20 protein-coding genes and 1 other annotated feature are annotated in these 16,841 nt (G+C 52.8%); of the genes, 10 read left to right on the top strand and 10 right to left on the bottom strand.

Annotated features, from left to right (window positions below; translation table 11 throughout):
• Positions 1–78: 78 nt before the first annotated feature.
• The gene (gene nadK / locus KI228_RS16750) at positions 79–957 is read right to left on the bottom strand and encodes an NAD(+) kinase (protein WP_042325929.1); all 879 of its coding nucleotides are present in this window, start codon (positions 955–957) and stop codon (positions 79–81) included.
• A gap of 122 nt (positions 958–1,079) precedes the next feature.
• Between nadK and grpE the strand changes: the two genes are divergently transcribed.
• Positions 1,080–1,673, top strand: a complete 594-nt coding sequence (gene grpE, locus KI228_RS16745) for a nucleotide exchange factor GrpE (RefSeq protein ID WP_042999685.1) — start codon at positions 1,080–1,082, stop codon at positions 1,671–1,673.
• 81 nt (positions 1,674–1,754) lie between these two features.
• Here grpE and KI228_RS16740 read toward each other — a convergent pair whose 3' ends face one another.
• Both KI228_RS16740 and KI228_RS16735 read right to left on the bottom strand, forming a co-directional pair.
• Positions 1,755–3,041: an HlyC/CorC family transporter gene (locus KI228_RS16740; RefSeq protein WP_042999686.1), complete on the bottom strand. Its 1,287-nt coding sequence runs from the start codon at positions 3,039–3,041 to the stop codon at positions 1,755–1,757.
• 19 nt (positions 3,042–3,060) lie between these two features.
• On the bottom strand, positions 3,061–3,852 hold the full coding sequence (locus KI228_RS16735) for a cytochrome C assembly family protein (protein WP_042999687.1): 792 nt from the start codon (positions 3,850–3,852) through the stop codon (positions 3,061–3,063).
• 165 nt (positions 3,853–4,017) lie between these two features.
• On the opposite strand from KI228_RS16735, the gene ffh reads away from it, so the two are divergent.
• The 7 genes from ffh (at position 4,018) to KI228_RS16700 (ending at position 9,631) form a co-directional block, all read left to right on the top strand.
• Positions 4,018–5,379: a signal recognition particle protein gene (gene ffh, locus KI228_RS16730; RefSeq protein WP_042325920.1), complete on the top strand. Its 1,362-nt coding sequence runs from the start codon at positions 4,018–4,020 to the stop codon at positions 5,377–5,379.
• A gap of 270 nt (positions 5,380–5,649) precedes the next feature.
• Positions 5,650–5,898: a 30S ribosomal protein S16 gene (gene rpsP / locus KI228_RS16725; RefSeq protein ID WP_042325918.1), complete on the top strand. Its 249-nt coding sequence runs from the start codon at positions 5,650–5,652 to the stop codon at positions 5,896–5,898.
• Between the two features lie 18 nt (positions 5,899–5,916).
• Positions 5,917–6,465, top strand: coding sequence for a ribosome maturation factor RimM (rimM, locus tag KI228_RS16720; RefSeq protein WP_042325915.1), 549 nt, complete (start codon positions 5,917–5,919; stop codon positions 6,463–6,465).
• 44 nt (positions 6,466–6,509) lie between these two features.
• The gene (gene trmD / locus KI228_RS16715) at positions 6,510–7,277 is read left to right on the top strand and encodes a tRNA (guanosine(37)-N1)-methyltransferase TrmD (RefSeq protein WP_042999689.1); all 768 of its coding nucleotides are present in this window, start codon (positions 6,510–6,512) and stop codon (positions 7,275–7,277) included.
• A gap of 40 nt (positions 7,278–7,317) precedes the next feature.
• A complete protein-coding gene (gene rplS / locus KI228_RS16710; RefSeq protein ID WP_012134695.1) occupies positions 7,318–7,665 on the top strand; it encodes a 50S ribosomal protein L19 in 348 nt (115 codons plus the stop codon).
• 134 nt (positions 7,666–7,799) lie between these two features.
• A complete protein-coding gene (locus KI228_RS16705; RefSeq protein WP_042999690.1) occupies positions 7,800–8,216 on the top strand; it encodes a DUF2946 domain-containing protein in 417 nt (138 codons plus the stop codon).
• Between the two features lie 56 nt (positions 8,217–8,272).
• Positions 8,273–9,631, top strand: a complete 1,359-nt coding sequence (locus KI228_RS16700) for a PepSY-associated TM helix domain-containing protein (RefSeq protein ID WP_200016016.1) — start codon at positions 8,273–8,275, stop codon at positions 9,629–9,631.
• A 3-nt stretch (positions 9,632–9,634) separates the two neighbouring features.
• Here the strand turns inward: KI228_RS16700 and KI228_RS16695 are convergent, their stop codons facing one another.
• The 4 genes from KI228_RS16695 to KI228_RS16680 all read right to left on the bottom strand — a co-directional run bounded on the left by KI228_RS16695 (position 9,635) and on the right by KI228_RS16680 (position 12,382).
• Positions 9,635–10,117: an OmpA family protein gene (locus KI228_RS16695; protein WP_042999692.1), complete on the bottom strand. Its 483-nt coding sequence runs from the start codon at positions 10,115–10,117 to the stop codon at positions 9,635–9,637.
• A gap of 15 nt (positions 10,118–10,132) precedes the next feature.
• Positions 10,133–11,356, bottom strand: coding sequence for a diguanylate cyclase DgcN/YfiN (gene dgcN / locus KI228_RS16690; RefSeq protein ID WP_141227632.1), 1,224 nt, complete (start codon positions 11,354–11,356; stop codon positions 10,133–10,135).
• Positions 11,349–11,867: a regulatory sequestration protein YfiR gene (gene yfiR / locus KI228_RS16685; protein WP_044255216.1), complete on the bottom strand. Its 519-nt coding sequence runs from the start codon at positions 11,865–11,867 to the stop codon at positions 11,349–11,351. Before yfiR ends, dgcN begins: the two co-directional genes overlap by 8 nt.
• Before the next feature lie 140 nt (positions 11,868–12,007).
• Positions 12,008–12,382, bottom strand: coding sequence for a DUF2799 domain-containing protein (locus KI228_RS16680; RefSeq protein WP_061069708.1), 375 nt, complete (start codon positions 12,380–12,382; stop codon positions 12,008–12,010).
• A 213-nt stretch (positions 12,383–12,595) separates the two neighbouring features.
• Between KI228_RS16680 and aroF the strand changes: the two genes are divergently transcribed.
• Both aroF and tyrA read left to right on the top strand, forming a co-directional pair.
• Positions 12,596–13,666 (top strand): 3-deoxy-7-phosphoheptulonate synthase AroF, encoded by a 1,071-nt coding sequence (aroF, locus tag KI228_RS16675; RefSeq protein WP_042999696.1) that lies wholly within the window; start codon positions 12,596–12,598, stop codon positions 13,664–13,666.
• Positions 13,667–13,676: 10 nt separating this feature from the next.
• Positions 13,677–14,798 (top strand): bifunctional chorismate mutase/prephenate dehydrogenase, encoded by a 1,122-nt coding sequence (gene tyrA / locus KI228_RS16670; RefSeq protein WP_061069709.1) that lies wholly within the window; start codon positions 13,677–13,679, stop codon positions 14,796–14,798.
• A 101-nt stretch (positions 14,799–14,899) separates the two neighbouring features.
• On the opposite strand, the gene pheA is transcribed toward tyrA, so the two are convergent.
• The 3 genes from pheA to raiA all read right to left on the bottom strand — a co-directional run bounded on the left by pheA (position 14,900) and on the right by raiA (position 16,648).
• Positions 14,900–16,060 (bottom strand): bifunctional chorismate mutase/prephenate dehydratase, encoded by a 1,161-nt coding sequence (pheA, locus tag KI228_RS16665; protein WP_042999698.1) that lies wholly within the window; start codon positions 16,058–16,060, stop codon positions 14,900–14,902.
• A 22-nt stretch (positions 16,061–16,082) separates the two neighbouring features.
• Positions 16,083–16,207 (bottom strand) — a sequence feature (Phe leader region).
• Positions 16,159–16,206 carry a pheA operon leader peptide PheL gene (pheL, locus tag KI228_RS16660; RefSeq protein ID WP_001386991.1) on the bottom strand — a complete coding sequence of 16 codons (48 nt, stop codon included), beginning with the start codon at positions 16,204–16,206 and terminating at the stop codon, positions 16,159–16,161. Its footprint overlaps the feature before it by 48 nt.
• A 102-nt stretch (positions 16,208–16,309) precedes the next feature.
• Complete coding sequence (raiA, locus tag KI228_RS16655) at positions 16,310–16,648, bottom strand: ribosome-associated translation inhibitor RaiA (protein WP_003031244.1); 339 nt, start codon at positions 16,646–16,648, stop codon at positions 16,310–16,312.
• Between the last annotated feature and the right edge of the window lie 193 nt (positions 16,649–16,841).

Here is a 16,841-nt window from a genome sequence, read left to right as displayed (position 1 = left end):
TTCCTGTATGAAAAACCATAACTGTAATTACATACAGTATAAACTGGTTTTTTATACAGTAAAGAGGTTGGTGCTAAATTAGAATAATTTTTTTGACCAGCCCAATTTGGTACTTAATGTATTGAAATAACTATAATCTTTAGGGTGGATGAGATTCAGGTGATAGTCACAGCGGCGGATCAGTACATCTTCACCTTCCTGGATCGGCAACGCGATCTGACTGTCACAACTGATTTCGAGATCGTTACGGCGGTGCGAGAAGCGCAACCGAATAGTGCTGCTGCTGTTGATGACCAGCGGGCGCGCAGAAAGGGTGTGCGGGAACATCGGCACCAGCGTGATGGCATCAAGCGACGGGGTCAGAATCGGCCCGCCGGCGGAGAGGGAATAGGCGGTGGAACCGGTAGGCGTTGAGATGATCAGGCCATCGGAACGCTGAGAGAAGGCAAAGCTTTCGTCAATATAGACTTCAAACTCAATCATATGCGCGACTTTGCCGGGATGCAGCACCACTTCGTTAATGGCGGTACTGATACGCTTCTGGCAGTCCTTCTGACACACCTGTGCTTCCAGCAGAAAGCGTTTTTCCGCGACGTAATGACCTTCCAGCACGTCGGCGAGCTGTTGCTGCGCGTTATCGGGGTCAAGGTCAGTCAGAAAGCCGAGATTCCCACGGTTGATACCGATCACTTTGATATCGTATCGCGCCAGCGTTCGCGCCGCACCCAGCATATTGCCATCACCGCCGACAACCACCGCGAGGTCTGCCTGCTGGCCAATCTCCGCCAGGGTGCCAATTTTCACATTCTTCAACTGCAACTCGTGAGCGATTTGTTGCTCAACAATGACCTCATACCCTTTCGTGCATAACCAGCGGTAGAGCATTTCATGTGTCGTGAGTGCCGTGGGGTGACGAGGGTGTCCCACAATGCCGATACACTTGAAATGATTATTCATTTTTTCGAGGTCCTTGTGACGAAGATTGATGACAATGTGAGTGCTTCCCTTGAAACCCTGAATCTGATCCCCATAATAAGCGAAGTTAGCGAGATGAATGCGAAAAAAACGCGGAGAAATTCATGAGTAGTAAAGAACAGAAAACGCCTGAGGGGCAAGCCCCGGAAGAAATTATCATGGATCAGCACGAAGAAGTTGAGGCGGTTGAATCAGACGCTTCTGCTGAGCAGGTGGATCCGCGCGATGAAAAAATTGCGAATCTGGAAGCGCAGCTTACTGAAGCTCAGACCCGTGAACGTGATGCGGTGTTGCGCATAAAAGCGGAAATGGAAAACCTGCGTCGCCGTACCGAACTGGACGTTGAGAAGGCACACAAGTTCGCGCTGGAGAAATTCGTCAATGAACTGCTGCCGGTGATTGATAGCCTGGATCGCGCGCTGGAAGTGGCGGACAAAGCCAATCCGGATATGAAGCCTATGGTGGAAGGGATCGAACTGACCCTGAAATCGATGCTGGATGTGGTGCGCAAGTTTGGCGTTGAAGTGATTGCTGAGACGAACGTTGCGCTGGATCCGAACGTGCATCAGGCGATTGCGATGGTCGAGTCTGAAGACATCGCGCCGGGCAACGTGCTGGGTATTATGCAGAAAGGCTATACGCTAAACGGTCGTACGATCCGCGCGGCGATGGTGACCGTTGCGAAAGCGAAAGGTTAATCTTTCGGCTATTTATATTGCCGGATGGCGCTGATGTTTATCCGGCCTACGGCCCACTGGAAAACCAGCGGGCCGTTTTCATTACTCCGCGACACTCTCCCGCAGCGGTTTAACGGGCAACACTTTGACCTGTTTAATCATATTCTCCTGGACGTCGAGAATATCGATATCATATTGACCGATGCGCACGCGAGTGCCCGCAATCGGGATCTCTTCCAGTGCTTCCAGAATCACGCCATTTACCGTACGCGCGTCGTCTTCCGGCAGATGCCAGTTAAACGCTTTGTTAATTTCCCGCACGTTGGCGCTGCCATCGATAATCACCGAACCGTCATTTTGCGGCGTCACTTCCTCAGCCAGCGTAGGTGACATCGAGGTGGTAAAGTCGCCGACAATCTCTTCAAGAATATCTTCCACCGTGACCAGCCCCTGAATATCGCCATATTCATTGACCACCAGGCCGACTTTCTTTTTATTGCGCTGAAATTTGATGAGCTGTGTGCTGAGTGGCGTGCCCTCCGGGACGAAGTAAATCTCATCGGCGGCGCGCAGCATGGTCTCTTTGGTGAACTCTTTCTTTTCCGACATTAACCGCCAGGCTTCGCGAACGCGCAGCATGCTGATAGCGTCATCCAGCGAGTCACGGTACAACACAATACGCCCGTGCGGCGAGTGCGATAGCTGACGCACGATGGACTTCCAGTCGTCATTGATATCAATTCCCATAATTTCACTGCGCGGCACCATGATGTCATCCACGCTGACCTTTTCCAGATCGAGCACTGACAGCAGCATGTCCTGGTTGCGCCGGGAAATTTGCGAGCGGGATTCATTCACGAGGGTTCGTAACTCATCTTTACTCAACGAACCGCTGATGACGATATCGGTTTTAATGCCCATCATGCGCATCAGTAATCGGGTGATAGTGTTGAGCAACCAGACCAACGGCATCATCAGAATCTGTAACGGCGCCAACAGGAAGCTGCTGGGATAGGCCACCTTTTCCGGGTACAGCGCTGCAATGGTTTTTGGCAGAACTTCGGCAAACACCAGCACGACGAAGGTCAGCACGCCAGTGGCGATGGCAACGCCCGCATCGCCATACAAACGCATACCGACAATGGTGCCGATGGCCGAAGCAAGAATATTGACCAGGTTATTACCAATTAGTACCAGGCTTATCAGGCGATCGGGCTTACGCAGCAGCTTTTCAACGCGCTTTGCTGGACGGTTCCCTTGTTTGGCAAGGTGGCGTAAGCGATAGCGATTCAGGGTCATCATTCCGGTTTCGGAACCGGAAAAATAAGCGGAGATAACCACCATGACGATCAATGTGACGATCAGCGTGGTGGTGGAGATGTGTTCCAGGGGGCGCCTCCTTTAAGGCTTAGCTGACAAACTGCTGCAATATCCGGCTACCGAAATAAGCCAGCGTCAGGATCCCGGCGCCTGCGACGTTAAACCACACAACACGACGACCGCGCCAGCCTTCATGATAATGTCCCCACAACAGAACAATATAGACAAACCATGCGATGATCGAGAGCACCGCTTTGTCGATATTTTCCATGCTGAACAGATTGTGCATGTAAAACAGGCCGGTACACAGGGTGAGAGTCAGCAGGACCACGCCAATCTGCGTGATGTGGAACATCTTGCGTTCGATGCTCATCAGCGGCGGCATTTCATTATTGAACGCCAGCTTTTTGTTTTTAAGCTGATAGTCGATCCACGCCAGTTGCAGCGCGTACAGTGCGGCGATAATGAGTGTCGCATAAGAGAACAGCGACAACCCGATGTGGACCATCATTCCCGGCGTGGCTTCAAGGTGGGTGATGAACTCGTTCGGCATAAAGGTCGCGAAAGCCAGATTGATCAGCGCGAAGGCATACACCACTGGCAACAGTAGCCAGCCACGGTTGCGCGAGGCGACAATCGTCATCACCGTACAGATCATCAGGCTGACCAGCGAACCGACGTTCAGCAGGCTCAGGTTTTGTCCGCTATCACCACCCGGCAGAATGCGGGCTTCAAGCGCAATGGCGTGACACACCAGCGCGACAACCGCAGAAAGAATGGCCATACGCCGCCAGCCGCTGTTTTTTTGCAGCAGAGCGGGGACGATCAGCGCGAGGCTGACGGAATAGGCGACAAGAGCGAGCAAAGCAAAAACGGGCATAGTGGTGTCGACAGTTGGCCAGTGAGAAAGAGAAGCAGTATAGCGTTACGTGACCGCGGCTCCAACCGTTGCATAACAACAAAGACGGCTTCATGTTATACTGCGACAAAATTCTGTTCATGTGTCGCTTGAGCGACCAACCGTTTCCACCCCAGGCGAGAGACAATGTTTGATAATTTAACCGATCGTTTGTCGCGCACGCTGCGCAATATCAGTGGCCGCGGACGCCTTACTGAAGACAACGTTAAAGAGACGCTGCGCGAAGTGCGCATGGCGCTGCTGGAGGCTGACGTTGCGCTGCCGGTAGTGCGAGAGTTTATCAATCGCGTAAAAGAGAAAGCGGTTGGGCATGAAGTTAACAAGAGCCTGACGCCAGGGCAGGAGTTCGTCAAGATTGTCCGTAACGAACTCGTGGCGGCGATGGGCGAAGAGAACCAGAGCCTGAATCTGGCTGCGCAGCCGCCAGCCGTGGTGCTGATGGCGGGCTTGCAGGGTGCGGGTAAAACCACCAGCGTCGGTAAGCTGGGTAAGTTCCTGCGCGAAAAGCACAAGAAGAAAGTGCTGGTCGTCTCCGCTGATGTATATCGCCCTGCGGCGATCAAACAGCTGGAAACGCTGGCCGAGCAGGTTGGCGTTGATTTCTTCCCGTCGGATGTCGGCCAGAAGCCGGTCGATATCGTTAACGCGGCGCTGAAAGAAGCCAAACTCAAATTCTACGACGTGCTGCTGGTGGATACCGCCGGTCGTCTGCACGTTGATGAAGCGATGATGGACGAAATCAAGCAGGTCCATGCTTCTATCAATCCGGTAGAAACCCTGTTTGTGGTCGATGCGATGACCGGTCAGGATGCGGCGAATACCGCGAAGGCGTTCAATGAAGCGCTGCCGCTGACCGGCGTGGTGCTGACTAAAGTTGATGGTGACGCCCGTGGCGGTGCTGCGCTCTCTATTCGTCACATCACCGGCAAGCCGATCAAATTCCTCGGCGTTGGCGAGAAAACCGAGGCGCTGGAGCCGTTCCATCCGGATCGTATCGCGTCACGTATTCTCGGCATGGGCGACGTGCTGTCGCTGATCGAAGATATCGAAAGCAAAGTTGACCGCGCGCAGGCTGAGAAGCTGGCGACGAAACTGAAAAAGGGCGACGGTTTTGATCTGACCGACTTTCTGGAACAGCTGCGCCAGATGAAAAACATGGGCGGCATGGCGAGCCTGATGGGCAAGCTGCCGGGCATGGGGCAGATCCCGGACAACGTGAAGTCACAGATGGATGACAAAGTGCTGGTGCGCATGGAGGCGATCATCAACTCGATGACCCTGAAAGAGCGCGCGAAGCCGGAAATCATCAAAGGGTCCCGTAAACGCCGTATCGCACAAGGCTGCGGTATGCAGGTGCAGGACGTTAACCGCCTTCTGAAACAGTTCGACGACATGCAGCGCATGATGAAGAAGATGAAGAAGGGCGGAATGGCCAAAATGATGCGCAGTATGAAAGGGATGATGCCGCCAGGATTCCCTGGTCGCTAAAAACAAGGGTATAAGGCTATCTTGTTTGCCATTTTAGTTCCGGGGTGTGCTCGAAATGCTCACGTACTACGTGTACGCTCCGCTTTTTGCGCGCACGCCGGAACGAAACTGGCTTCACCGATATACATCTTCTATCCCTTGTTTACTGTCCAGCATCAAGATGCTGATTGCAATTTCCCCAGAAATCAGTAAAATTTTCGGGCTTTTAATATGACACCGGGCTCCGTTCCTCGATGGGGCCCGGTTGTTTTATTCACACAAGAGGATGTTATGGTAACTATTCGTTTAGCTCGTCACGGCGCTAAAAAGCGTCCGTTCTACCAGGTTGTTGTTACTGACAGCCGTAACGCACGTAACGGTCGCTTCATTGAGCGCGTTGGCTTCTTTAACCCAATCGCTAGCGAAAAAGAAGAAGGCACTCGCCTGGATCTGGATCGCATCGCTCACTGGGTTGGCCAGGGCGCGACCATTTCTGATCGCGTTGCTACGCTGATCAAAGAAGTAAGCAAAGCAGCTTAATCTGTCACGGTGGTCATGATGAGCAAGCAACTCACTGCGCAAGCACCCGTGGACCCGATTGTCTTAGGGAAAATGGGATCGTCTTACGGTATTCGTGGTTGGCTCAGAGTGTTTTCTTCCACTGAAGACGCCGAAAGCATTTTTGACTATCAGCCCTGGTTTATCCAGAAGGCGGGTCAGTGGCAGCAAGTACAGCTGGAAAGCTGGAAGCACCACAATCAGGATCTGATCATCAAGCTGAAAGGCGTTGAAGATCGGGATGCTGCGAATCTGTTGACCAATTGCGAAATTGTCGTGGATTCTACGCAACTGCCAAAACTGGAAGAAGGTGACTACTACTGGAAAGACCTGATGGGCTGCCAGGTAGTGACCACTGAAGGCTACGATCTCGGTAAAGTCGTCGACATGATGGAAACCGGATCGAATGACGTCATCGTCATTAAGGCAAACCTGAAAGATGCGTTTGGTATCAAGGAACGCCTCGTGCCGTTCCTCGATGGGCAGGTTATCAAGAAAGTCGATCTCACTACGCGGACTATCGAAGTAGATTGGGATCCTGGTTTTTAAACCACCGGATAAGCGGTAAATGACGGCGTGATGGGGATTGGCTTGTGTTTATAGGTATCGTTAGCCTGTTTCCAGAAATGTTTCGTGCAATTACCGATTACGGGGTAACTGGCCGGGCTGTTAAAAATGGCCTGCTGAACATCCAGAGCTGGAGTCCTCGTGACTTCACGCATGACCGGCACCGTACCGTGGACGATCGTCCTTACGGCGGCGGACCGGGGATGTTAATGATGGTTCAACCCTTACGGGATGCCATTCATGCAGCAAAAAGCGCGGCGGGTGAAGGCGCTAAGGTGATTTATCTGTCACCTCAGGGACGCAAGCTTGATCAAGCAGGCGTCAGCGAACTGGCTACGAATCAAAAGCTGATTCTGGTCTGTGGTCGCTACGAAGGCATAGATGAGCGCGTGATCCAAACCGAAATTGACGAAGAATGGTCAATCGGCGATTACGTTCTCAGCGGTGGCGAGTTACCGGCAATGGTACTGATTGACTCCGTTTCCCGGTTTATTCCGGGGGTTCTGGGTCATGAGGCATCGGCAACGGAAGATTCCTTTGCGGATGGATTGCTGGACTGCCCGCACTATACCCGACCTGAAGTGTTAGAAGAGATGGACGTCCCGGCAGTGTTACTGTCAGGAAACCATGCTGAGATACGTCGCTGGCGCTTGAAACAGTCGCTGGGTCGCACCTGGCTTAGAAGACCTGAACTTCTGGAAAACCTGGCTCTGACTGAAGAGCAAGCAAGGTTGCTGGCGGAGTTCAAAACGGAACACGCGCAACAGCAACATAAACATGATGGGATGGCGTAAGCCCCCGATTATCAGTTTACCCAGGATAAGAGATTAAATTATGAGCAACATTATTAAGCAACTTGAACAAGAGCAGATGAAGCAGGACGTACCTTCCTTCCGTCCGGGTGATACCGTGGAAGTGAAAGTATGGGTTGTTGAAGGTTCCAAAAAACGTCTGCAGGCATTCGAGGGCGTGGTTATCGCTATTCGTAACCGCGGTCTGCACTCTGCATTCACTGTTCGTAAAATTTCCAACGGCGAAGGCGTTGAGCGTGTCTTCCAGACTCACTCTCCGGTTGTTGACAGCATTGCTGTTAAACGTCGTGGTGCCGTTCGTAAAGCTAAACTGTACTACCTGCGTGAGCGTACTGGTAAGGCAGCTCGTATCAAAGAGCGTCTTAACTAAGATATCGCTCAGGCGACATCCTGTTAGAGGGGCTGGCCAGTTGGCTGGCCCTTTTTTATCTCCGTAACACTCACAACGTTAACCTTCAGTTCATAAATCATTTACAATGCCCCTCGTTCTCTGCGGGAGGGACAGTGAATAACGGTAAATTTCGTCAGTCAGGTTTTCAGCGGCACGCGGCATGTCTCGCGTTGTTTGCGATCCTGCTGATTGTCATTGCCCCGCTAATCTCCGTTGCACTGCAAAAAGATCCAATGAGCGCGATGCCGGGTATGCATCATGAGATGAGTTCGATGGCGAAGCACACCGGGCATCACGGTGATTCTCCTTCCATTCCGATACCTGTCGATCACGGCGAAGCCTGTGGCTATTGTGTATTACTGGCTCATGTTCCAGGGCTTATCCTGGCGATGATGATTCTGCTCTGCGGCGTTCTGCTCAGAGTGCAATGTCAACCCACTCGTCCGACGGTAAAACACTGGTATTTCTTCCCCTGGCTGTATCCTGATACGCGCGCGCCGCCGCGCAGGTCCTCACTTTCCTGTTACTGAAAATAAGATTGACGCATAAGCGTCACGATACTCTTTTGCTTTTTCTGAGGAAAAGTATGACAACCTGCACACCGCGCGCGGCATGGATAACCCTGCTGCGACGCCTTCATTTCTATATCGGCCTGTTTGTCGGGCCATTTATCTTTGTTGCCGCACTGACCGGCACGTTGTATGTGGCGACGCCGCAACTGGAAGAGGCCATTTACGCTCAGGCACTTAACGGGACGACGCAGGGAGAGCCGCAATTGCTGGCGGCACAGGTTGCGATCGCGCAGCAGGTGACCGGTGGGCACCTGCGCCTGCACGCCGTCCGCCCTGGACTGGAGCCGGGCGATACAACGCGCGTCATGTTTGCCGACCCTGCGCTGGCGGCTTCTGAACATCGGGCCATTTTTATCGATCCGGTAACCCTGGCCGTGAAAGGCGATATGCCGGTGTACGGCACCAGCGGTATCCTGCCGCTGCGGCAGTGGATTGATTATGCCCACCGTTCGCTATTGTTGGGGGAGGTCGGGCGTCTCTACAGTGAACTGGCGGCATCCTGGATGTGGGTGGCGGCGCTGGGCGGTATTACACTCTGGTCAGTAACGCGACCCCGGCGCCGGTTGAACAATCCGGTTCAAAACCACCGTCGCTTGCACGTTACGCTGGGATGGCTGTTGTTAGTCGGAATGCTGCTGTTTTCAGCAACCGGACTGACCTGGTCGCAGTGGGCAGGCGGCAATGTGGATAAAATGCGCACCGCGTTTGGCTGGCTGACGCCACAGCTTAACGCTCAACTTCATGGTGCTCGCCCGCTTCATGATGAGCACGCAGGCCACCATGGCGGCAGGGAGATGCCTGCGGTTCAGGTGAATATCCGTCAGTTCGATACCGTATTACAAACTGCGCAGACGGCTGGCCTCAATGCGCTTCGGATGGAAATTCGTCCGCCGAAGGATGCGCAGCACGGGTGGACGGTAACGGAAATCGATCGCCGATGGCCTACGCAGGTTGATGCCGTTGCCGTTGACCCGACGACGCTTCAGGTGACTGACCATACCCGATTTGCCGACTTCCCGCTGATGGCGAAGTTGACGCGCTGGGGCGTCGATTTTCATATGGGCATTCTGCTGGGATTGCCGAACCAATTACTGCTGATCGGTTTTGGCGTTGGCCTTTGCCTGATGATCGTGATTGGTTATCGGCTGTGGTGGATTCGCCGTCCTGCGGGCCCATCAGCCAGTCCGGCGCAGACGCTGGTTCAAAGCTGGCTCATGTTGAGCGTTTGGGGGCGTACAGGTGTTGGGTTACTGGCGATGACGCTCGGACTGGCAATGCCGGTGCTGGGGGGGAGTCTGCTGCTGTTTATGCTGGTCGACTGGCTGCGCTGGGTTCACGCGTCACGCGCGGGAATCGTGCAGCCAGCCGACTGAGAACTAAGGCGTGCTGATGACCACGGCGACACGGCGGTTTTCAGCGCGACCTTTCGCCGACTGGTTGCTGGCGATGGGGTATTTTTTCCCTAATCCCTGAGTGGTCAGATTGGTGCGCGGAATCTTCGCACCTTCTGACCACGCGTCCGCCACGACATTGGCGCGCTTGAGTGATAACGCCTCATTGTAGCTGTCCTCGCCATAGTTATCGGTATGCCCATCCATACGCGCATGATTCAGACCGACTGAAGCCAGACGAGCGGCCATCGACTGAATCTGCTGCTGGCTTTCCGCACGCAGTTTGTAGTCATTCTTATCAAACAGGATAGTGTCGGAAAGCCCCAGGGACCAGTCTCCTGCGGATTCAGTAAATCCGTACGATTGCATGGCTGCTATCTGCTCAGGGGTGAATTTGCCCTGTGGAGCCTGACAGCCTGCCAGCAGTAGCGTGGCAAGAATGAATGGAGATAAAAGACGCTTAAGCATGTGTGCATTCCTTTTTTATTTTATCGAGCGCACAGCGCGCTGATGTTTAGCCTGATACATATTACGATCGGCCAGTTCTTGTAATTTCTCGGCGGAAGCGTGCTCCCAGGTCAGCGCGTAACCCATACTCAGTGTCATACTGACTAAATGTCCGTTATGCAGGTCAAAAGGACGATTAAACTCTTGTGACAGCGCGGCGCTGATTCGCTGGACTTCATAGTCTGAATGGACGCCGTAAAGCACGACGGCAAACTCATCTCCGCCGAGGCGATAAGGAATATGGCGGTTGCCGCCAAATTCAGCCAGTCGTCTGGCGACTTCAATCAGCACGCGATCGCCTGCGGCATGTCCCCAGGTATCATTTATAAATTTGAAGTTATCGCCATCAAGAAACAGAAGCGCTGAGCTGCTACGGGCTGAATTGTCGTTCATCAGGGCGCTGATGCTGCTCCGGAACGCCGCCCGGTTTGCCAGCCCGGTCAGCGGATCGTGCAGCGCCGTTCGCAATAATTGTGCATTTTTGGCCTGCAAACGCAGCTGCCACTCTTCCATTTCATCCAGCAGGCTGTTGAAGTCCTGGGCAAAGTTGTGGAACTCTTCAATCCGCTCTTCAGAGACGCGGCGGGAGAAGTTACGGTTGGTACGCACATCGTGCACCACCTCGGTGATATTTTGCAGCGCCTCAACCACACCACGGTGCAGGTGACGCGTCAGCAAAATGGCAATACCGGAGGCCAGCAGAATCGACCCGGTAAGTACCGCCAGAGAAAGCCAGATGAAGTGGCTGATTAAGCTGTCGCGTGCGGTAAGTCGAACTTCACCGATAATTTCACCACTGTGCCAGACGGGCTGGGCGACGGGGAAGGGAAAGAGCCAGTGACTAATAAAATCCCCTAGCTTATCGTCGTTCTCCAGCGCGTTGTAGCGCCAGGAGGCAATGACATTCTGATTATTGTCGCGAACCTCAGCGGCGGAAAATTGCCCCTGGTGGCCGAGCGCGGCCAGCGTTTCTGCAGCGGCGGCATCATCGGCGAATACCAGCGCAGCTTCCAGACTATGGGTCATTGTCGCCGCCGTGAGCTCGAGGTTCCTTTGCGCATACTGTTTTAACGTCAGCACCGAGGCCACACATAGCAGCAGCCAGATCAACGTCATGGTCACGATCACGCTGGTGATGTTGATGCGTCGCAACGCTCGCTTAAATGTGGGACGGGGGGTTAGGGAAAGATCCTTATCCATTTTTATTATTCCGTGCGAGCATCAATACATCCGGATTGACTCTTACGCCACTGCGTGACAAGGAATCCAGATTAACGGCGAATCTGACATCATTATTGTTAATAATCAGACAAAAGGTGCTGCCAATAATGCATTCGGCATTCTGTTCTGCAATTAATAACAACGCCTTAGACGGATATTTATTCGCTAATTCAACCTGAGCAGTGGGAGATTCGCTGCCGAAATAAACACCATCACAACGCGCAGTTAATGCTTCTTGTTCGGTGTAAATAATAACAGGTTGATAAGGCAGCGACGTATCACTGCTGTCTCCCAGGACGTTGACGAACCGGGAAGACGAGAAAATACACAGTCTGGGTGGCCCTGAGAGGGCAGGCCAGCGCGTATAGCTGACAATGCCAGAGACCATGGTGCGAACGTTCTTCGCCGCATCAGGGATGTCATTTGCAAAAACTGGCGATCCTGCCAGTAAGAGCACCAGCAGCATCAGGCATCGGTGAGAAGCGGACATAACGATTTCCTCACCAGCATCTTTTATCAGTCATCAAAATACATCCATGTTTTGTTTAAAGCAAAATAACATTATTTTTGCGGAGCGTCATTATACCTTGTAGATTAACGTATACGCCTTAAGCTAAATCTGACTAAATATTAATTCAGACGTATTGAGCCAGCATTTTCATCGGCACCTTGTTGCCATGCTTCACGCAACTGGCTGGCATTTTCTACGGTATCGCAACTGGCAGGGAAGGTTTTCCCCGTTACGCCTCTGGCATAGACAAAATTTTGCTGACAGGTTTTACGCTGACCTTCTGCATAACCGTTGAGGTATTGCGAACGATCCACCTCCGGGTCGTTAAAGCTATCGGCCAGCGTTTCATTATCTTTAACCGCAACGCCGGAAATTGCATCTTCGATACCGGCGTCATACCAGTTGGTACTGGTCCATGTTGGCGCGTGGGTGTAAGGATCGATCTGGCAGCCACTAAGCAGAAAAATGACTGCGATACTGACTCTTTTCGTCATTGCTCGTTCTCCTGTTTTTCAAAGCATAGCGGACCGTACAATAAATGTGTGTAAATTATTATGTACGATATGATGGGCTTTAAATCGAACAAATGTCGATTCTGTAACGCAATGTTTACGTATTTTGGATTGATATCTTTACTCGTTGTGTTATCGTTACGTCATCCTCACTGAGGAAAACTATCGCAAACGAGCTAAAACAGGATCGCCATCATGCAAAAAGACGCGCTTAACAACGTACATATTACCGACGAACAGGTTCTGATGACCCCGGAACAACTTAAAGCGGAATTCCCGCTGAGCCTGGCGCAAGAGGCGCAAATCGCCCAGTCCCGCAAAACCATTTCTAACATCATTGCCGGTCGCGATCCGCGTCTGTTAGTGGTGTGCGGTCCGTGCTCCATTCACGATCCTGAAACGGCCCTGGAATATGCTCGTCGATTTAAAGCCCTTGCCGCAGAGGTCAGCGATAGCCTCTATCTGGTGATGCGCGTCTATTTTGAAAAACCCCGTACTACCGTTGGCTGGAAAGGGTTAATTAACGATCCTCATATGGATGGCTCTTTTGACGTTGAAGCAGGTCTGAAAATTGCGCGTCAACTGCTGCTTGAACTGGTCAATATGGGACTGCCGCTGGCGACGGAAGCGCTGGATCCGAACAGCCCGCAGTACCTGGGCGATCTGTTTAGCTGGTCTGCGATTGGCGCGCGTACCACGGAATCGCAAACGCACCGTGAAATGGCATCGGGTCTGTCGATGCCGGTGGGCTTCAAAAACGGCACCGACGGCAGCCTGGCGACGGCGATCAACGCCATGCGCGCGGCGGCGCAATCGCACCGTTTTGTCGGTATTAACCAGGCAGGTCAGGTTGCGCTGTTGCAAACCCAGGGCAACCCGGACGGGCATGTGATCCTGCGCGGCGGCAAAGCGCCTAACTACAGCCCGGCAGATGTCGCCCAGTGCGAAAAAGAGATGGAGCAGGCGGGACTGCGGCCGTCACTGATGGTAGATTGCAGTCATGGTAACTCCAATAAAGATTACCGTCGTCAGCCTGCCGTGGCGGAGTCGGTGGTTGCGCAAATTAAAGATGGCAACCGCTCAATCATCGGCCTGATGATTGAAAGTAATATTCACGAAGGCAACCAGTCCTCCGAGCAACCGCGCAGCGAAATGAAGTACGGCGTGTCCGTTACCGATGCCTGCATCAGTTGGGAAATGACGGACGCGTTACTGCGTGAAATTAACAAAGACTTGAACGGCCAGTTGGCGGCGCGCCAGGCTTAAGAGGTTCGTTATGGTTGCTGAATTGACCGCGTTGCGCGATCAAATTGATGAAGTAGACAAGGCGCTGCTGGATTTGCTGGCGCGCCGTCTGGAACTGGTGGCAGAGGTCGGGGAAGTCAAAAGCCGCTTTGGCCTGCCGATTTATGTACCGGAACGCGAAGCCTCAATGCTGGCTTCGCGCCGAGCCGAAGCGGAAGCGCTCGGCGTACCGCCAGATCTGATTGAAGACGTACTGCGTCGAGTGATGCGTGAATCCTATTCCAGTGAGAACGATAAAGGGTTTAAGACGCTGTGTCCTTCGCTGCGCCCGGTGGTGATTGTCGGCGGTGGCGGTCAGATGGGACGGTTGTTCGAGAAAATGCTCACCCTGTCGGGTTATCAGGTGCGGATCCTCGAACAGCATGACTGGGATCGCGCGCAGGAGATCGTCGCGGATGCCGGCATGGTGATCGTGAGTGTCCCGATCCATCTGACGGAACAGGTGATCGCAAAATTACCGCCGTTGCCCGCCGACTGTATCCTGGTCGATCTGGCGTCGGTGAAAAACGGTCCTTTACAGGCAATGCTGGCGGCGCACGACGGGCCGGTACTCGGTCTGCACCCGATGTTTGGCCCGGACAGCGGCAGCCTGGCAAAGCAGGTGGTGGTCTGGTGCGATGGACGTCATCCGGAAGCTTATCAGTGGTTCCTGGAGCAGATTCAGGTCTGGGGCGCGCGGCTGCACCGTATTAGCGCCGTCGAGCACGATCAGAACATGGCGTTCATTCAGGCGCTTCGTCACTTTGCGACCTTTGCTTATGGTCTACATCTGGCAGAAGAAAACGTGCAGCTTGAACAGTTGCTGGCGCTCTCTTCTCCGATTTATCGCCTTGAACTGGCGATGGTGGGGCGGCTGTTTGCTCAGGACCCACAGCTTTACGCCGATATCATTATGTCGTCGGAGAGCAATCTGGCACTGATTAAGCGCTATTACAAACGTTTTGGCGAAGCGATCAGTTTGCTGGAGCAGGGAGATAAACAGGCGTTTATCGACAGCTTCCGCAAAGTGGAGCACTGGTTCGGTGACTACGCGAAGCGCTTCCAGAGCGAAAGTCGTACGCTGTTACGCCAGGCGAATGACAGTCGACAGTAATGGCAGGATTATGCCGGATAGCGCCGCTAAAGTGCCTTATCCAGCCTATGCAACATAAACAACAGGCCGGACAGGCATACGCCCTCCGGCCTTGTTGCACGTTAGCTCGGATCGACTGGCACCACGTTCTCACTGGGATAGCAACCCAACACCTTCATGGAGCGAGTAATCTCGCCCAACTCCTTGAGCGCCTTCTGCATCTGTGGGGATTCCAGATTGGCCTGGATGTCGAGATAAAACATCTCTTCCCACGGATTGCCGTGTATGGGGCGGGATTCCAGTTTGGTCATGATCAGATTGTGGTTACGCATCACCAGTAGCGCTTCCACCAGCGCGCCCGCCTGTTGTCCTGTCGCCATCAGCAGCGTTGTTTTGGCTGGCACCTGGTCAGAAACATTGATTGCTTTACGCGCCAGCACGATGAAACGCGTGATATTTTGCGTCTGATTCGCCTCGATACGTTCAAGAACCTGTAAACCATGCAGCACGCCACCGGCTTCGCTTCCGAGCGCAGCAACGTGCGGAGAGTTCGCCTGAGCGACCTTTTCCATTGCGGCGGATGTGCTTTCGGTGTACTCAATTTTCCAGTGCGGATAACGACTGAGGAACTTGCTGCACTGCTGGAACGGCTGCGGGTGGCTGTATACCGTCTCAATGGTGTCGAGGTCCGTGGTACCGGAAACCAGCACGCAGTGATCGATAGTCACCGTCATCTCACCCACAATGGAGAGACTGGTGTGCTGGAGCAGATCGTAGACATCGTTAATTCCACCCGAGCTGGTGTTTTCAATCGGTACAACTGCGTAATCGGCCTGGCCGGTTTCAACCTGATTAAAGATATCGGCAAACTTTGTACAACCGCTCTCAATAAACTGCTCAAAGTGACGGGCAGCGTACTGGCGTGCCGCAAGATGCGAGTAAGAGCCTTTTGGTCCCAGGAACGCCACGCGCGCAGAATGCGGGTTGATCTTATTAAGATGTTGCTGGAGCAGCGCCTGCTGGGTGAGAACGGAGTCTTCGATGATGAGTTGAAAAAGGCGGGTGATGTAGTGCGCATCCAGATGATGGGCTTTGCCAAGCGTAATCAATCTGTCCAGGAGATCGCGCTCGCGGTCGATATCCCGTACCGGGCGATGGGATTCGAGCTTGGCTTTGCCGACTTCAACTGCCAGCCCACGTCGCTCGGCCAGTAACGCCAGTAATTTTGCATCCAGCGCGCTGATTTTATCGCGCAGCGCCAGTAATGGGTTTTCCGATGTCATAGTGTTGCCTTTATTGTTATCAATAAAAAAGGCCCCCCGGTGTGGGAGGCCTTATTGTTCGTCTTCGCATTCTTTTTCACACGACGAAAGCCTCCCATTCAGGGGAAGGTAAAAAAGAATGCGAAGAAGAACGGAGTGTGTTTCATATCAGTTTCCTTAAGTGATGTCAGTAAAGTACCCGTACTGTTTTCACCCTGTCAACAAAAAACGCGCCCGAAGGCGCGTTGGCGATACACTCAATGTAAGGGACTACTCTTCTTCTGCTTCGACGAAGTTGGCGTCTTTTACTGAAGTTGTTGCACGACGGGCTTCGCCTTTGTGCTGCACTTTATTGAGCTGCCGTTCCAGCTTGTTGATCAAATCGTTAATAGCGGTATACATATCTTCGTGTTTTGCGCTGGCGACCAGATGTCCGTTCGGTGTATTGATGGTGGCATCAGCAATGAAACCCTGTGGCTCCTTGGACAGAATGATATGTGGATTAATGAGATGGGTTTGCCATTTTTCAAGTTTGGCGAGACGGTCTGCGACATGTTGGCGAATTGCCGGAGTAATTTCCATTTGTTTACTGGTAATGTTCATTGTCATAAATTTTACCTCTTGTCTTTCCCGTCTTGGTGATTCCAGCATACCGTTCCTAATGTCAAAATGTGTGATTTAAATCACATTATTTTGTCACTTTTTGTCAAGGGTACCTTTTTGTGAGTTATCGCAGGAAGAGGTGATTTTTAACTTGAGGAAAGCCAGAAAGCAGGCCATATTTGATGAGTTGCGTCACGCA

This window comes from Citrobacter amalonaticus, assembly GCF_018323885.1.
In the GTDB taxonomy this organism is placed as follows: Bacteria; Pseudomonadota; Gammaproteobacteria; order Enterobacterales; family Enterobacteriaceae; genus Citrobacter_A; species Citrobacter_A amalonaticus.
This window is presented reverse-complemented; position numbering and strand designations above follow the sequence as displayed.

Bases quoted from the DNA above. Each gene is read 5' to 3' on its own strand.
- nadK (WP_042325929.1), bottom strand. From the start codon at position 957: ATGAATAATCATTTCAAGTGTATCGGCATTGTGGGACACCCTCGTCAC.
- grpE (WP_042999685.1), top strand. From the start codon at position 1,080: ATGAGTAGTAAAGAACAGAAAACGCCTGAGGGGCAAGCCCCGGAAGAA.
- KI228_RS16735 (WP_042999687.1), bottom strand. From the start codon at position 3,852: ATGCCCGTTTTTGCTTTGCTCGCTCTTGTCGCCTATTCCGTCAGCCTC.
- ffh (WP_042325920.1), top strand. From the start codon at position 4,018: ATGTTTGATAATTTAACCGATCGTTTGTCGCGCACGCTGCGCAATATC.
- rpsP (WP_042325918.1), top strand. From the start codon at position 5,650: ATGGTAACTATTCGTTTAGCTCGTCACGGCGCTAAAAAGCGTCCGTTC.
- rimM (WP_042325915.1), top strand. From the start codon at position 5,917: ATGAGCAAGCAACTCACTGCGCAAGCACCCGTGGACCCGATTGTCTTA.
- rplS (WP_012134695.1), top strand. From the start codon at position 7,318: ATGAGCAACATTATTAAGCAACTTGAACAAGAGCAGATGAAGCAGGAC.
- KI228_RS16700 (WP_200016016.1), top strand. From the start codon at position 8,273: ATGACAACCTGCACACCGCGCGCGGCATGGATAACCCTGCTGCGACGC.
- KI228_RS16695 (WP_042999692.1), bottom strand. From the start codon at position 10,117: ATGCTTAAGCGTCTTTTATCTCCATTCATTCTTGCCACGCTACTGCTG.
- dgcN (WP_141227632.1), bottom strand. From the start codon at position 11,356: ATGGATAAGGATCTTTCCCTAACCCCCCGTCCCACATTTAAGCGAGCG.
- yfiR (WP_044255216.1), bottom strand. From the start codon at position 11,867: ATGTCCGCTTCTCACCGATGCCTGATGCTGCTGGTGCTCTTACTGGCA.
- KI228_RS16680 (WP_061069708.1), bottom strand. From the start codon at position 12,382: ATGACGAAAAGAGTCAGTATCGCAGTCATTTTTCTGCTTAGTGGCTGC.
- aroF (WP_042999696.1), top strand. From the start codon at position 12,596: ATGCAAAAAGACGCGCTTAACAACGTACATATTACCGACGAACAGGTT.
- tyrA (WP_061069709.1), top strand. From the start codon at position 13,677: ATGGTTGCTGAATTGACCGCGTTGCGCGATCAAATTGATGAAGTAGAC.
- pheA (WP_042999698.1), bottom strand. From the start codon at position 16,060: ATGACATCGGAAAACCCATTACTGGCGCTGCGCGATAAAATCAGCGCG.
- raiA (WP_003031244.1), bottom strand. From the start codon at position 16,648: ATGACAATGAACATTACCAGTAAACAAATGGAAATTACTCCGGCAATT.